The following is a 14,956-nucleotide window of genomic DNA, read 5'->3' on the forward strand; positions in this document are numbered from 1 at the left end:
TAAATGCCAATTATACTGTTGATGATCTTTGGCTTATTCGGTTGGTCATCACAGAGCGTAAATGACCCAAAGATCAACATCATTCATTAACTTAACCATAAAAAAAGCCCGAAGCAGATGCTTCAGACTTTCTTATCCAAGGTCTTAATAATATGGTGAGATCATCAAGTAAACGACAACACCTGTCATACTAACGTAAAGCCAGATCGGCATCGTCCACCTAGCGATTTTACGGTGTTTATCCACTTGCATGTTTAATCCTCTCGTAACCGTAATTAAAGCCAGAGGAACTATAGCGGCAGCTAAAATAATGTGCGTAATTAAAATAAAGAAGTAAATGGGAACGATGATGCCTTCTCCTCCAAACGAAGTGGATTCAGAAAGCCCATGATACGTCACATATGAAACGAGAAAGAGTGCCGTTGTTGTAAAAGCAGCAAAAATAAACCGCTTATGCATTTTAATATTTTTTTGCATTATAAAAATGAGCGCTGCTACTAAGAAAACAAATGTAAAGCTATTAAAAACAGCATTTAGCAAAGGAAGCAGCGTAATATCAAATCCTACGTCACCACTATACTCAGGTAGGAAAAAAAGAACAACAACGAGCACATTCACTGCAATTGATAGCCCGACAATCCATGGTGTATAATTCCGTTGTTTAACATCATTCATTAGATTTCTTCTCCTTATCACAATAATCTACCTTTTAAGGATAAGAAAGTTTCTCGGATTGAGCAACCAATGAGATTCATCTCACACGTAAAGTTCAAATTTGTGACACGAATTGTTCACATTAAGGTGTCCATTGATCATGAATAATCCCAATTAAATAGAATTGTCCGTTATATTCAGAGAATACCAATTTAAGACTTTTCCAATCCATTCCTTCGAATTCTTCCGACCCAGGCACAAAAAATTCGACATAGTGACTTTCCGGGAACACATCCTTAATATTCTGTATGCTATTTGTTTCCTGATGAATGCCATCAAATGTTACGATTTCAGTCTCGCTAAATTCTTCATCGTATACATATGCATTAAAATATTCCTGAGGCGATAAACGAATAGGATCCCCTCTTCCTGCTTCTGTTCCCCATTCAAGCTGCTTAGAGTTTTTAAAGAACTCTTTTAGTTGAGCTGGCATAAACACTTGAGCTCGTTTTACTTCTATCGTTCCATAGGGAGAAAATAGCACACCTTTTTTTGGATGAACAAATTTAGAAAGCGTTTTGGCATCTTTCGATTTAATCGCATTTAACACGTTATACCCTTGCTTCATTACGATACTTTGTACAGATTCTGTACGCTCTGCTTCCACTTCTCCAGAATCTTGAGGCTTTTCCTCAACAGTTGAGCATGAAATACTGAAAGCAAGAAGCAGGAAGAAGATGACCAGTTTTTTTAACATTGTACTCATCCTCCCTTTTCTTCTCAATCACTTACCTACTATATTCGCCGTAATTGAATCTATTCATTCTATTCCAAAAAAATTTACTAATCTTCCCTTCGTAATCCTTGTACATACCTTTCCGCAAAGGAATCAGCTTGGTATCGCTTTCAGCCATGTACCATTATATTTATTTTTCAAAATCCTACCGTAACTTCAATCACACAATTTGATTTTAACGCGAAAAAGCTATAAAATTTTTACTTGGGAACCCGGTAATATCTTCTATTACGGGATCGATAGAATTTCAGCAGACGTTTTATCATTAACAGTCTTTACTGATGAATTAAGGAATTCACTGTTCCTTCCATAAGTTCCCTCTGGAACAGCAATAATCAAAAAGTGAGGTCACAAAGATGAATCAACCATCAAAACAGGCTTCTGTTATCGTGATTTTCGGTGCAACAGGAGATCTTGCCAAACGCAAGCTATTTCCATCACTCTATAATCTCTATTGCAAGGGAGTACTTGCAGAGGATTTCGCTGTTGTTGGAGTAGCAAGAAGACAACTTACTAATGAAGAATTCCGTTCAAATGTTCATGACTCTGTTATACATACAGCATGCATGGATAAAGATGACAAGCATGAAGAATTTAGCAGTCACTTCTTCTACCAACCATTTGATGTTACAAAGAAAGAATCTTACCAGGAGTTAAATGAATTAACCCAATCGCTTGATGAGAAATTTAACATTCCTGGAAATCGCATTTTTTATATGGCGATGGCTCCAGAATTCTTTGGAACAATTGCATTAAATCTAGACTCTGAAGGTTTAACAGATGGTGATGGCTTTAATCGCCTCGTTATCGAAAAACCTTTTGGCCACAATTTCCCATCAGCTCAAAAGCTGAATGATGAAATTCGTCAAGTTTTCTCTGAAGATGAAGTTTATCGCATCGATCACTACCTTGGAAAAGAAATGGTGCAGAATATCGAAGCGATTCGCTTCGCCAATTCGATGTTTGAACCACTTTGGAACAGTCGCCACATTTCAAATATCCAGATTACATCTAGTGAAACGGTTGGTGTCGAAACACGTGGCGGATACTATGAAAAGTCTGGTGCCCTACGTGATATGGTCCAAAACCATGTGCTACAGATGGTTTCACTTCTAGCAATGGAACCGCCTGTTAGCCTCTCAACAGAAGAGATTCGTGGTGAGAAGGTTAAAGTACTTCGCGCGCTTCGTGCTGTTAAACCGGAAGAAGTAAATGACTACTTCGTTCGCGGTCAATACAAGCGAGGCGAAGTAAATGGAGAAACATTACCAGGCTACCGTGAAGAAGATAATGTGGATGAAGAATCAAATACAGAAACATTCGTTGCAGCGAAGCTAATGATTGATAATTTCCGCTGGGCGGGTGTTCCATTCTATATTCGCACTGGTAAACGAATGACAAATAAATCTACTAAAATTCTGATTGAGTTCAAAGACTTGCCAATGAACCTCTATAAGAATGAAAGTGGCAAGCTTGGACCGAATATTCTTGTTATTCACATTCAACCTGAAGAAGGCATTACGCTTCACTTGAATGCAAAAGATACAGGCGATATGCGTAAAACAACACCGATCCAGTTGAATTTCAATAACGATCAGGAAAACAACATGAACTCCCCAGAAGCATATGAACGCTTGCTTCATGATGTGATGCGCGGAGATGCAACAAACTTTGCTCGCTGGGATGAAGTAGCTCTCTCATGGCAGTTCATTGACCCTATTTCGGTTACATGGGCAAACGAGAAAGAACAGGACTTCCCGAACTACCCAGCAGGTTCGATGGGACCAAAAGCGGCAGATAAGCTTCTTGAAAATGACAACTTACACTGGTGGCCCCTACCGAAAGAGTAAAGTGATTGAGACGCTGGAACTCTATAAATTGAACACGCTCTTTGTGTTCCTATTCAACAAACATCGTAGTTTCTGCGATTCATCGCAATTAATTCAAAATGACAAAAGAAAGATACGTGCTTCACGTATCTTTCTTTATCATATACACTACTATTTGAAAGGAAGTGTTTCTTAATGAAAATGTATGATGTAAGTGCACCTATCTTTAATGGAATGGCCGTTTATAAGAACAAGGAAGAAAAACAGCCTGAAATCAACACGAAGACGAATGGACATGTAACAGAGTCTCGTCTATCACTTGATGTACATACGGGAACTCACGTAGATGCTCCGCTTCATATGGTGAATGATGGAGCAACGATTGAATCGATTAATCAAGAAGATCTTGTTGGTAAAGCCAAAGTAATCGACGTCACCAATGTAAAAGGTGCGATATCTGATAAAGATATTGAAGCAGAAGACATCCAAGAAGGAGACTTTATCCTTTTCAAATCACAAAACTCTTTCGAAGAGGAATTTAACTTTGACTTTGTTTTCGTTGGTGAAGACGCTGCACGCTACCTTGCAGAGCGAAACATTCGCGGAGTTGGCGTAGATGGTCTTGGTATTGAACGTAGCCAGCCTGAGCACCCTACACACCGCTCTTTATTCGAAAAGGATGTTATCATCATGGAAGGCTTACGCCTAAAAGACGTGGCCGCTGGAGAATACTTCATGGTTGCTGCACCTTTAAAACTTCAAGGAACAGATGCATCACCTGCTCGCGTTTTATTGTTTGAAGGATTAAAAGAAGCATAGTACAAAGAAAGCCAGGGAGAATCCCTGGCTTTCTTACTATCTTCTGTGATTGATTTACCCATACTGATAATATGGAGGGTTTTCATGAAGTCCCTACTTTATCTTTCTAGTAAGTTAAATTCTCGATTGACTCCATGTATATGGTTCTTCTCTGTGGTCATTTTCGCCTTATTTCTCGCATTTATTCTTCCTGAAGTATCGGAAAGATCTCATGAAGTCACTGGGACAAGTGATTCTCCTGATGGCTCTTTCTTTTATACTCCCGAAAAGCTATATAGCGTTGCAGAGCAATATGGAGAAAGCGGGAGAAGCTATTATATTAAAGAGCGTTTCAGCTTTGATATTATTTGGCCGCTCGTTTACTGGTTCTTTTTAACCACATCGATTACTGTTCTCTTCCGATCTATTTCCAACGAAAAATAGCTTCTTCTTAACTTACTCCCCGCTTTCGGTGTTCTATTTGATTACTTAGAAAACATTTCAACATCTGCTGTCATGTATTTTTATCCAACTACGTTCTCATTCATTTCATGGAGTGCACCATTCTTCACCTCAATCAAATGGTCATGCATTTATGCTAGTTTTTTACTCATACTCATTGGCGTTCTTTTGCAATTCATTCAAGTTGGCATAAAGATGGTGTATAAATTAAAAAACTGAAAGTAAAAAAACCGCTAACCCTCCCTTAAGGAAGTGATTAGCGGTTGTTTGTTTAACTTTTAGTCTTCAAGCCATTCTGTGTGGAACACACCTTCGCGATCAATACGCTGATACGTATGAGCGCCGAAATAGTCTCGCTGCGCCTGTAGAAGGTTTGCTGGAAGAGTTTCGCTACGATAGCTGTCATAGTAAGCAATCGCGCTTGCAAGCCCAGGAACAGGAATTCCACGCTGTACAGCAAGTGAAACGATATCACGAGCAGCACCCTGATAAGATTCAACGATTTCCTTGAAGTATGGATCAAGAAGAAGGTTCGTTAAGCTTGGCTCACGGTCATAAGCTTCTTTAATGTTTTGAAGGAAACCAGCACGGATAATGCAACCACCGCGGAAGATCATAGCGATTGAACCGTAATCTAGGTTCCAATCATACTCATCTGAAGCAGAACGCATTTGTGCGAAGCCTTGTGCGTAAGAACAAATCTTACTCAAGTAGAGAGCTTTACGAATCTTCTCAATTAGTTCTTCTTTATTACCATCAAACGCTGGGACATTAGGTCCAGCAAGAAGTTTGCTTGCTTTCACGCGCTCTTCTTTCATTGCAGAAATGAAGCGGGAGAAAACAGATTCCGTAATGATTGAAAGTGGTACACCAAGATCAAGAGCACTTTGACTTGTCCATTTACCTGTACCTTTTTGTCCAGCTGTATCGAGAATGACGTCTACAAGCGCTTTGCCTGTTTCAGGGTCTTTCTTCGTAAAGATATCAGCTGTAATTTCGATAAGGTAGCTATCAAGCTCACCTTTATTCCATTCTTTAAATACTTCGTGAAGCTCATCAGTCGAAAGACCAAGCACGTTCTTCATCATGTAATAAGCTTCGCCGATTAACTGCATGTCACCATACTCGATGCCGTTATGCACCATTTTCACATAGTGACCCGCTCCATCTGGACCGATATATGTTGTACAAGGATCGCCATCTACGTTTGCAGCGATCGCCTTAAAGATATCTTCAACTTCACTAAACGCATCCGGTTGTCCACCAGGCATAATAGAAGGACCATTAAGTGCGCCTTCTTCTCCACCAGAAACACCAGTACCAATAAAGCGAATACCTTTTTCTTTCAAATCTTCGCTACGCTTTTGCGTGTCTTTAAAGAACGCATTCCCGCCATCAATGATGATATCATCTTTATCAAGATGTGGAAGCAACTGGTCAATCGTCGCATCCGTCGGCATGCCAGCTTTAACCATTAGCAAAATTTTTCTAGGTGTTTCTAGAGATTGAACGAACTCTTCAATGCTGTATGTATCCTGAAAATTTCGTCCTTCAACTTCTGACATCATTTCTTTTGTTTTTTCTTCAGATCGGTTATACACAGAAACAGAATAGCCGCGACTTTCGATGTTCATCGCAAGGTTCTTCCCCATAACCGCCAATCCAATAACACCAATTTGTTGTTTTGACATCTTATTCCCTCCAGCTCATTTCCTATTTTTCGTTAACTCACCAATCGCAAACCGTTTTGTTACAAGTGAACATACTATTTAAATAGTATGTTCACCTGCTATCAACCTAGTCACGCGAACAGTCTGACAGTATGCATTATACGTCTTTCCTGCTAACCGTGCAAAGATTAGTAACTAAATAACATGGTATAAATAACCTATAAATATCATGATTTAAAATGACCTATTCACTAGATCCTTATCACGCCAACGAAGTATGCGCTTACAAAATTCATCATTGGGAAACAGGGGAAATAACGATTATACTTAATGAGTTAACATAGATAGAAAAGGAGTGATTGAATTTTGAACGAAAAACAACGCGCAGGCGAAGAAGCCGCTAACTATGTTCAGAATGGAATGGTTGTTGGGCTCGGTACTGGCAGTACTGTCTATTGGACAATCCTCAAAATCGCCCGCATGGTTAAAGAGGGATTGGATATTAAGGGAGTAGCCACATCGACCAATACTGAAATACTCGCTCGCGATAACGGTATTCCCCTTCTATCCCTTGAAGAAGTGTCATCCATTGACTTAACAATTGATGGGGCAGATGAACTAACAGAAGATTTAACCCTTATAAAAGGAGGTGGCGGTGCCTTACTTCGCGAAAAAATTATCGCTTATCACTCGACACATATGATCGTTGTTGCTGACTCTAATAAATTTGTGAAAAAGCTTGGATCCTTTCCTCTTCCAGTAGAAATCGTTCCTTTTGGATATTTAAAAACCATTAACGCTTTAAAGAAATTTGGATGTCAAACGGCCATACGAAAAAATGAAGGTTCATTTTACGTCACGGATAATGGAAACTACATCGTCGATTGTCAGTTCGGAGAAATTGATTACCCTTCTACTTTGCACGACAATCTTAATCAGATTCCAGGTGTTGTAGACAACGGGCTTTTTATTGGCTATGCAGCTAAAGCCATTATTGGTCAGGAAAACACAATTACATATGTGGAGAAATAATAAAACCCGGCAGATATGCCGGGTTTTGCATTATTTAATGATTAACACGGGACAATGAGAACGCTGAAGGACCGTATGACTCACGCTTCCAAGGAACCACTCACGTAAACCGTTCAGTCCCCTGCTCCCCATAATAATAAGATCACGATTATGCTCATCTGCATATTTCACAATTTCATTTCCAGGGTTCCCTTCAAGAACCATTGTCTTCACTTTATGATTTGGTAGCTGAACGTCTAACTTCTCGCTAATTCCCTTCAGCATATCCACCGCTTCTTTTCTAAGTTCATTTAAGATGCTCGCGTAAACAACAGCAGAGCTAATTTGCGCTGTAGGGTTTAATGCAGTGACAACATCAATTTCAAGAGAGTCATTTTCTTTTGCCATGGCAATCGCGTCATTTAATGCTTTAACACTCAGGTCAGATCCATCAAAAGCTACAAGAATTTTATTATATTTTTTCATTGCAACATTCTCCTCCCCTGTTCTACTATCATTTTAACATAAGAAAAGAACTAGTCCTGTGACATTAATCACGAAGAGATGGTTATTTACGTTGCCTTTTGTAGAGAATTTGTTCTGTCAAAATAGCTGTAATGGAACCGAGAATAAGTCCGTTGTTTAGAATAGAAGCCGCAATTGGAGGTGCTTGCTGAAAGGCTTCGGGTGGAATAAACATTGTTCCAATCCCAACCATAAAGGAAATCCCTATTATAAATGGTTTTCCCTCTGACTGATCTTTCTTAAACTCATTAAAAGCAATTCCAACCATATTCACAAATACAATAAAGATAACAGCATACCCAACCGGTTCAGGTAGCGCTGCAAAGAAGCCCATTAAGGCTGGAAACAAACTAATGATAATAATAAATCCACTTCCAAGTACAAAAGGAAGTCTCTGCTTTAATCCTGTTGTTAATATAAATCCAGCGGCACCTGAGATCGGCACGCTTCCCACCGCAGAAAAAACGCCTCCAAGTAATTGATTTATGCCAGAAACAAAACCTGCTTGTCTATAGCGCCCCATTGGCTTCGTATTAGCCAACTTATTCAACACCTCTTCGACTACGCGTATACTCGCAATCATGTTGGTGAGAAGAAGCAGCGTGACTAGAAAAGCTGTGATAATCATGCCGGAATCCCATATAGGATAACCAAATGCAAGCACCTCTGGAAGCTCAATCATTCCTCCCTCAGGAACAACGATCGGTTTGGCTAGTCCAAACACCGCAAAAATGATCCACCCTATAATTAGGATAATGAGAATACTGTATTGTTGAATCATGGCAGGCATAGAACGTGAAAACCAAATGGAGATAAATACAAGTAAAAGCGATAGTCCAGCAATTCTAAGATCAATGCCTTCTTTTAAATAACCAACGCCCATCATCCCATTTAGAAACGATCCGCTAAGTTGAGCAACAAGAAGCAAGAGATAAATTCCTGTCACGACCGGTGTAAAGAGACGAGATAACTTTTCTACTAATCCAAACGCACTAAGCAGAATGAAGATCACTCCGCTTGCGATCATCGCAAGTTCAAGTGCTTGTAGCGTCTCTATATCAGATCCGAAAAGGGTAGAGCTTAATCCCGCATAAAGCACAAACACTCCCCACCATAACCCGGCAGGACCTTCGTTAATAGGTAATCGATGACCGAACGTTACTTGAAGTATTCCCGCTACGCCAAGCACAAACATCGTTCTTTGCACGAACCCTGCTGCCATCGCAGGATCCATATTGAACAAGCTAGCGATAGCAACGGGAGCAACGATTGACCCTGCAATCATAAAAACGGCCCATTGAAGGGCTGATAAGGTATTACGCATGTAAAAGCCTTCTTTCCTTAAAACAAATTATATACCCCACTTATTTTATCAAAGTGACTGAATGAGGTCATTACGTATTTTTCCACTATAAAAAAGATCAAGGCTCTGTTATACTATTTTATTGGTGATTTGATTTAATCAAATACACGGGTGGGAGAGGGAAACACAAGTAAGAAGGGAATAAAGTGAAAACGAAAATTAATTTTGATTTTCAGGCTCACGATACTTCACTGAAGAAAGAAATTCTTGCAGGCATTACATCATTTTTTACGATTGTTTATATTGCAGCGGTTAACGCGTCAATCCTTGCTGATGCAGGAATTCCTTTCGAAGCAGGAATGATTGCAACAGTCCTGACGTCAGTGTTCGGCTGCCTGTTAATTGGTTTCTATGCAAATGCACCGATTATCCTCGTACCAGGAATGGGTGTAAATGCGTTCTTTACGTATACAATGGTTGAATCAATGGGATTAAGTTGGGAGGTGGCACTCGCTTCCGTCTTTGTTGCAGGGATTCTCTTTGCGATCACGGCGTTCACACCACTATCCGGTGTCCTTTCAAAGTCAATCCCAAGATCATTAAAAGAAGCAATTACTGTTGGAATAGGCTTATTCTTAACATTTATCGGATTACAAAAAGGTGGCATTGTCGTTTCTAGCGATACGACTTTTGTAGAACTTGGAAACCTTGGATCTGCTCATGTTATTGCAACTCTTGTGACGCTTGCATTAGCAGCCATCCTGTTTATTCGAAATGTAAAAGGTCATTTCTTAATAAGCATGCTTCTCGGCACAGCACTTGCCTGGTCACTAGGCTTAATTTCAACCGGAAAGCAGGAAAGCTTTTCTTTTTCATCATACGGATCTGTTTTTGGAGCGATGTCATTCGATGATATTCTTATGCTCCCTTTCTGGATCGCCACCTTTTCGATGGCGATGATTCTTGTTTTTGAGAATATGGGCTTGCTTCACGGCTTACTTCCAGATCAATCGAAATTCGATAAATCCTACAAAGCAAATGCCATTTCAGCTATCTCGTCTGGTCTTTTCGGCACAAGTCCTACCGTCTCAACTGTCGAGAGCGCCTCAGGTATTTCTGCAGGAGGGCGTACTGGTTTAACGTCCATCACAACAGGATTATTGTTCTTAACGTCTCTCTTTTTCATACCTGTCTTCAAGATGATTCCTGATTCTGCGATCGCTCCAGTTCTTATTATTATAGGCGGACTGATGATCACATCCATTCAGAACATCTCATTGCAGGATTTCTCTGAAGGGTTTCCAGCGTTCTTAATCATTGTGATGATTCCACTCACGTATAGTATTGTGGACGGTATTGCATTTGGTTTTATCGCCTATCCTTTTCTTAAAATTGCTCTAGGCAAAGCAAAAGAAGTTCCTGTTCCAATGTACATTATCGCGAGTTTATTTTTCATTAACTTCTTTTTGCATACGATCTAACATTAACGTTGTAAAGGTATGAATGAAACCTCCCTTGTTGGGAGGTTTTTTTATTCTCCATCACTACATCCAAACATTGTGTGATAAGCTTAGAAAAGGTGATAAAATTGACGAACACGAAAACAGCTTTTCTTTTACTATCCTTTCTTCTTATCTCTGCTTGCGAGCAACGAGAAGCCCAACACTCCTTTTCTGAAGCCACTTTCATCAAAAGATCTATTCCCTATATGCATCATGACGTGCCAACAGAACTTATCCTTACAAAATACGAAACCGTTCAGCCAAATGAATGGGGGGAACGCACCACAGGAGTCCAAACACACTTTGAAACAACAGAAAAAGAAATCGCTCTTACATTCGATGCATGTGGTGGCCCTCATGGAAGTAACGTCGATCGTGAACTTATCAGATTTTTACAAAAAGAGCAGATCCCTTCAACCCTTTTCATTAATAGCAGGTGGATTGAAAAGAACACTAAACTATTTCAGCAGCTCGCTACTAATCCGCTATTTCAGATTGAAAATCACGGCACCCATCATCAACCTCTATCTGTAAACGGAAAATCCGCCTGGGGTATTTCAGGAACGGCATCAGTCAAAGAAGTGATTGCCGAAGTCAAAGAAAACCAGGAGAAAATAGAAAATCTTACAGGATCAAAATCAACTTTGTTTCGGTCAGGAACGGCATATTACGATGAAGTGGCAGTACAAATCGCTAAGGATCTTGGTATACAAATTGTAAACTATACCATTCTTGGAGATGTTGGTGCGACTTTTACAAGCGGACAAGTGAAGAACGCTCTTATAACGGCCAAACCTGGTGATATCGCTTTGTTACATATAAATCAACCAAAAAGTGGAACGTCTGAAGGCGTGAAACAAGCCGTTCCTATTCTCCACGAGAAAGGTTTTACCTTTGTTCAACTTCACAACCAGAATTTGCAGTGACTACAATTATTCTGAATGGTCACCTTATAAATGAACAACTAATAAGGGGTGACAACACATGAGCCAATCAAAAGGCCAGCGTGAAAGACAATTTCGAAAAAGAAAAGAAGCGCAAAACCCACATGGCAAGATTAAGTCGCTTGAACAGCTCGCTAACGAAACACCGAATAAACCTTAGGTCGATTAAACTCCTTCTAATATGGGTAAAGGTTTGTAGAGTAAGAAAGGAGTTTGTGATATGAATGAAATGACGGTATCCGTATCCGGTATGAAAGGTGAAGACTGCATTCAACGCATTGAATCTGCCCTTCTCTCTTTAAACGGTATCGATCGAGCTCTCGCCGATCTGAATGAAGAAACAGTGACCATTGTATATGATGAAGATGCCGTTGATCCATCGGCAATCATGCAAACAATTGAAGAAGCTGGCTATCAGCCTTCGTAGCTCCGTTAGAGTCTGTGCAAATTGCAGGCTCTTTTTTAGTGACGATATTCAACACATATCAACAAAAAAAATCGAATTCTTTCCTATGAACTTTCAATCTTCGCATTTTCATGGTGGTAAGGTATAACTATGCGCTAATGAAAAGTTAAGGAAAGGGGTGGCGTGAGTGGATCACACTAACCTGAATGTCGAAAAAAAACTCCCTCTAATGCCAGAACATTATCCATCACCTTGCTCATTAGAGGAATACAACGAGTTAATCGAGAAACTTGAAGCTTTAGCTTATGAAAATAAAACACTAAGTACTGTTCATTATCTTGTCGCAGGTGTAGCACATGAAATCAAAAACCCTCTTACCATCATGAAAGGTTTCCTCCAGCTCATTAAACCCGATTTGGATAAATTACAAAAAAACGATATAGCTGATTTACTATTATCAGAAATCCATCGAACCAATACATTGATTGAAGAATTTCTTCAAGCTGCACGTCCTATAGAACATATCAAAGAGCGTATTGATGTTGTGCCATTCCTAAAAAATATTATTCTTCTTTTCCATAGCCAGGCAACTCTGAACAGATGTGATATTACTACGAATCTAAATCACTTCTCCGAACCACTCGAAGTGACGATCGATTCAGGACAATTTAAGCAAGTGTTCTTAAATATGATTAAGAATAGTATTGAATCGATTCGTAGTAGCAATAAAGAAAACGGAAAGATTTCATTATCAATTGCAAAGCGTCTTCACTCCGTTACGATCAAAATTAGTGATAACGGAGCTGGCATGGATACGTCCACCCAACAAAAGGTCTTCCAACCTTTTTATACGACAAAAGAAAAAGGAACAGGACTTGGCCTATTCCTCTGTAAACAAATTATTCAAAACCATAAGGGAACGATTAAGGTGAGCAGTGCCCCATCGTTTGGAACAACTTTCACTATTCAATTACCACTGACTCATTAAAATCCAATTTGTTCGCTTTCTGCTGAAGTCGTTGCTCTCCTTCTGTTCTTATGGAGAAGCGCGTTTACCTCACCGCCTACGAGAAGAATGATGCCCGTTAAATAGAACCAAAGCATTAAGATAATGACACCACCAAGACTACCGTAAGTTGCTGAATAGTTACCGAAATTACTTACGTAAAAAGCAAAAGCAAGAGAAATCACTTGCCAGCCAATCGTCGCAACGACTGCTCCAATAATAACTTCTTTAAATGGAAAATGCTTATTAGGAGCAAATCGATAAAGAGCTGCCAGAATACACGCCATAATCCCTACAGCTATAACCCAACGTAAAATACGGAAAAGAAACTCAGTCGAGCTCGGAAGGTTAAGCGTCGAAGTAACAGCATCTATAATGACGTCGCCGAAAACTGGTAGAACAAGTGTGACAATAAAGACAAGTATAAGTCCAACTGTTAGGCAAATCGAAAGCAGTCTAGCTTTAATAAAAGATCTCGTTTCTTCAACGTCATATGCAAGGTTAAGGGCCCGCATCAGAGCCATCATACCGTTCGATGCAGACCAGAGAGTACCGAGTAAACCAATCGTTAAGAGCCCTCCCTGCGGCTCACTTATGATTGATAGAACGTTATCCTGAAGTATACTTCCGGTCTCTCCGGGAGCATATTTTGTGAGAAAATCCACTGCTTCCTGTTTATCAATCGATAAGTATGGAAGAATTGAAAGAATTAAAATAAGTAAAGGAAAAATGGAGAGCATAAAGTAGTATGCTAATTCTGCTGCAAGGCTTGTTACACGATCTTCTCCTATTTCTTTACCTAATTTTTTAACGAATGCAATCCCTGACATCTTTACTAGTCCCCTTTCTATAGTTCTTCCCTTCTATTCCCTATTATGACTCACTGTAATCATCAACACGAAAAGGGAGCAGACGCGATGTCTGCTCCCTTTAGGCCTTACTTTTTACTCACAATTTAAGTTCATCCATTCCATTTAAGGCGTTGTTGAACTTTGCTCTTCTTCTATAGCATTCATATTCCCATTTGGATCGTCAATTTGATCTTCCAGGTTCAAATGAGTTTTAAGCTCCGTTTTTGCAGTCGCTAGCGACTGATCGTCCAGTTTGAAATAATAAGTCCCAGCAGGTTGAAAATCAGTACCTGTTAACTGTAGTTTTTCAATTGAATCGATTTTCGAAATAAATGGATAAAGTCCTAGAGCTTCGTTAAATGTAAAGCTCATCGTTAAGTTCTCACCTATTCGATCTACTAAGTCCCCATATTTCGGAATAGAAGATAGTGAACTGACTTTATCAATGGCCGCAGTAATAACTTCCATTTGGCGCTGACCACGCTTCAAATCTGAATCAGCCTTACGGGTTCTTGCAAAAGCAAGGGCCTCTTTCCCATTTAGCGTCTGCTCTCCTACTTCTAAGTCAATTTTCCCTTTTGATTCCTTGTATAGTTGATCTGCGATAAGCTGCGAATCGATATTAACTTTGATTCCGCCCATTTCATCAATCACTGTTTTAAAGGCATCAAAATTAACTCTCACAACTTCATCAATTGGAATTCCTAACAAACCTTCCACTGTATCAATCGTCAAGTCAATTCCACCATAAGCATGAGCGTGAGTAATCTTGTCCATTCCTCTTCCGGGAATGTTAACATAAGAATCACGTGGGATACTAAGAAGCTTCATTGATTTATCATCTTGATTAAATGTGGCTACCATCATCGAATCACTGCGCCCATTCGATGTATCCTCTTCATCATCAACACCGAGTAATAACACAGAAAAATGATCTTTCCCCATATCAACTGCACCATTTCTAAGATCTGACTGGTTTCCACGTTCTGGCTGCATTACTGATTGGTCTGATACGCTGGAAACTTTATAATAAAGGTATCCTGCATACCCACCAAAACCGACTATAATAAATAATAGAATGAATAGCGTTATTCTTAATCCACGTCGTTTTTTCTTAGGCTTATATCGACTTCGAGGTTCCATCTGTTCATCATTCATAGAAATTTATCTCCTTCAATATAAATCTTCTTTTACTACAT

General features: G+C 39.6%; 16 protein-coding genes. 9 read left to right on the plus strand and 7 right to left on the minus strand.

Going from position 1 to position 14,956, the window contains the following annotated elements; all coding sequences use genetic code 11:
- Nucleotides 1-144: 144 nt before the first annotated feature.
- Both ABVF21_RS04595 and ABVF21_RS04600 read right to left on the minus strand, forming a co-directional pair.
- Nucleotides 145-675, minus strand: coding sequence for a DUF420 domain-containing protein (locus ABVF21_RS04595; RefSeq protein ID WP_303536102.1), 531 nt, complete (start codon nucleotides 673-675; stop codon nucleotides 145-147).
- A 121-nt stretch (nucleotides 676-796) separates the two neighbouring features.
- Nucleotides 797-1,411, minus strand: coding sequence for a hypothetical protein (locus ABVF21_RS04600; protein ID WP_371017567.1), 615 nt, complete (start codon nucleotides 1,409-1,411; stop codon nucleotides 797-799).
- 395 nt (nucleotides 1,412-1,806) lie between these two features.
- Here ABVF21_RS04600 and zwf point away from each other — a divergent pair, with 395 nt between their 5' ends.
- The 3 genes from zwf to ABVF21_RS04615 all read left to right on the plus strand — a co-directional run bounded on the left by zwf (nucleotide 1,807) and on the right by ABVF21_RS04615 (nucleotide 4,521).
- Nucleotides 1,807-3,300, plus strand: a complete 1,494-nt coding sequence (gene zwf / locus ABVF21_RS04605) for a glucose-6-phosphate dehydrogenase (protein ID WP_371017568.1) — start codon at nucleotides 1,807-1,809, stop codon at nucleotides 3,298-3,300.
- Between the two features lie 174 nt (nucleotides 3,301-3,474).
- Nucleotides 3,475-4,098 (plus strand): cyclase family protein, encoded by a 624-nt coding sequence (locus ABVF21_RS04610; RefSeq protein ID WP_303536096.1) that lies wholly within the window; start codon nucleotides 3,475-3,477, stop codon nucleotides 4,096-4,098.
- Nucleotides 4,099-4,182: 84 nt separating this feature from the next.
- Entirely contained in the window at nucleotides 4,183-4,521 is a 339-nt protein-coding gene (locus tag ABVF21_RS04615) for a hypothetical protein (RefSeq protein ID WP_371017569.1), read from the plus strand.
- Nucleotides 4,522-4,817: 296 nt separating this feature from the next.
- Here ABVF21_RS04615 and gndA read toward each other — a convergent pair whose 3' ends face one another.
- A complete protein-coding gene (gene gndA, locus ABVF21_RS04620) occupies nucleotides 4,818-6,230 on the minus strand; it encodes an NADP-dependent phosphogluconate dehydrogenase (protein WP_194221066.1) in 1,413 nt (470 codons plus the stop codon).
- 345 nt (nucleotides 6,231-6,575) lie between these two features.
- Between gndA and rpiA the strand changes: the two genes are divergently transcribed.
- Nucleotides 6,576-7,241: a ribose-5-phosphate isomerase RpiA gene (gene rpiA, locus ABVF21_RS04625; RefSeq protein ID WP_303536091.1), complete on the plus strand. Its 666-nt coding sequence runs from the start codon at nucleotides 6,576-6,578 to the stop codon at nucleotides 7,239-7,241.
- Nucleotides 7,242-7,271: 30 nt separating this feature from the next.
- Here the strand turns inward: rpiA and ABVF21_RS04630 are convergent, their stop codons facing one another.
- Together ABVF21_RS04630 and ABVF21_RS04635 are read right to left on the minus strand one after the other, a co-directional pair.
- The gene (locus ABVF21_RS04630) at nucleotides 7,272-7,706 is read right to left on the minus strand and encodes a universal stress protein (RefSeq protein WP_371017570.1); all 435 of its coding nucleotides are present in this window, start codon (nucleotides 7,704-7,706) and stop codon (nucleotides 7,272-7,274) included.
- Between the two features lie 82 nt (nucleotides 7,707-7,788).
- Complete coding sequence (locus ABVF21_RS04635; RefSeq protein WP_371017571.1) at nucleotides 7,789-9,069, minus strand: purine/pyrimidine permease; 1,281 nt, start codon at nucleotides 9,067-9,069, stop codon at nucleotides 7,789-7,791.
- A gap of 185 nt (nucleotides 9,070-9,254) precedes the next feature.
- Between ABVF21_RS04635 and ABVF21_RS04640 the strand changes: the two genes are divergently transcribed.
- The 5 genes from ABVF21_RS04640 to ABVF21_RS04660 all read left to right on the plus strand — a co-directional run bounded on the left by ABVF21_RS04640 (nucleotide 9,255) and on the right by ABVF21_RS04660 (nucleotide 12,888).
- Nucleotides 9,255-10,529 (plus strand): NCS2 family permease, encoded by a 1,275-nt coding sequence (locus ABVF21_RS04640; protein ID WP_303535896.1) that lies wholly within the window; start codon nucleotides 9,255-9,257, stop codon nucleotides 10,527-10,529.
- A gap of 107 nt (nucleotides 10,530-10,636) precedes the next feature.
- On the plus strand, nucleotides 10,637-11,476 hold the full coding sequence (locus ABVF21_RS04645; protein ID WP_371017572.1) for a polysaccharide deacetylase family protein: 840 nt from the start codon (nucleotides 10,637-10,639) through the stop codon (nucleotides 11,474-11,476).
- Between the two features lie 58 nt (nucleotides 11,477-11,534).
- A complete protein-coding gene (locus ABVF21_RS04650; RefSeq protein WP_226612411.1) occupies nucleotides 11,535-11,654 on the plus strand; it encodes a DUF6254 family protein in 120 nt (39 codons plus the stop codon).
- Between the two features lie 60 nt (nucleotides 11,655-11,714).
- Nucleotides 11,715-11,921: a heavy-metal-associated domain-containing protein gene (locus ABVF21_RS04655; RefSeq protein WP_371017573.1), complete on the plus strand. Its 207-nt coding sequence runs from the start codon at nucleotides 11,715-11,717 to the stop codon at nucleotides 11,919-11,921.
- Nucleotides 11,922-12,087: 166 nt separating this feature from the next.
- Nucleotides 12,088-12,888, plus strand: a complete 801-nt coding sequence (locus tag ABVF21_RS04660; protein ID WP_303535903.1) for a sensor histidine kinase — start codon at nucleotides 12,088-12,090, stop codon at nucleotides 12,886-12,888.
- Here the strand turns inward: ABVF21_RS04660 and ABVF21_RS04665 are convergent.
- Together ABVF21_RS04665 and ABVF21_RS04670 are read right to left on the minus strand one after the other, a co-directional pair.
- Nucleotides 12,885-13,736 (minus strand): YihY/virulence factor BrkB family protein, encoded by an 852-nt coding sequence (locus ABVF21_RS04665; protein ID WP_194221059.1) that lies wholly within the window; start codon nucleotides 13,734-13,736, stop codon nucleotides 12,885-12,887. The genes ABVF21_RS04660 and ABVF21_RS04665 overlap by 4 nt on opposite strands.
- A gap of 144 nt (nucleotides 13,737-13,880) precedes the next feature.
- Nucleotides 13,881-14,915, minus strand: a complete 1,035-nt coding sequence (locus tag ABVF21_RS04670) for an LCP family protein (RefSeq protein ID WP_371017574.1) — start codon at nucleotides 14,913-14,915, stop codon at nucleotides 13,881-13,883.
- Between the last annotated feature and the right edge of the window lie 41 nt (nucleotides 14,916-14,956).

This window comes from Pseudalkalibacillus sp. JSM 102089, assembly GCF_041366475.1.
Lineage (GTDB): Bacteria > Bacillota > Bacilli > Bacillales > Guptibacillaceae > Guptibacillus > Guptibacillus hwajinpoensis_B.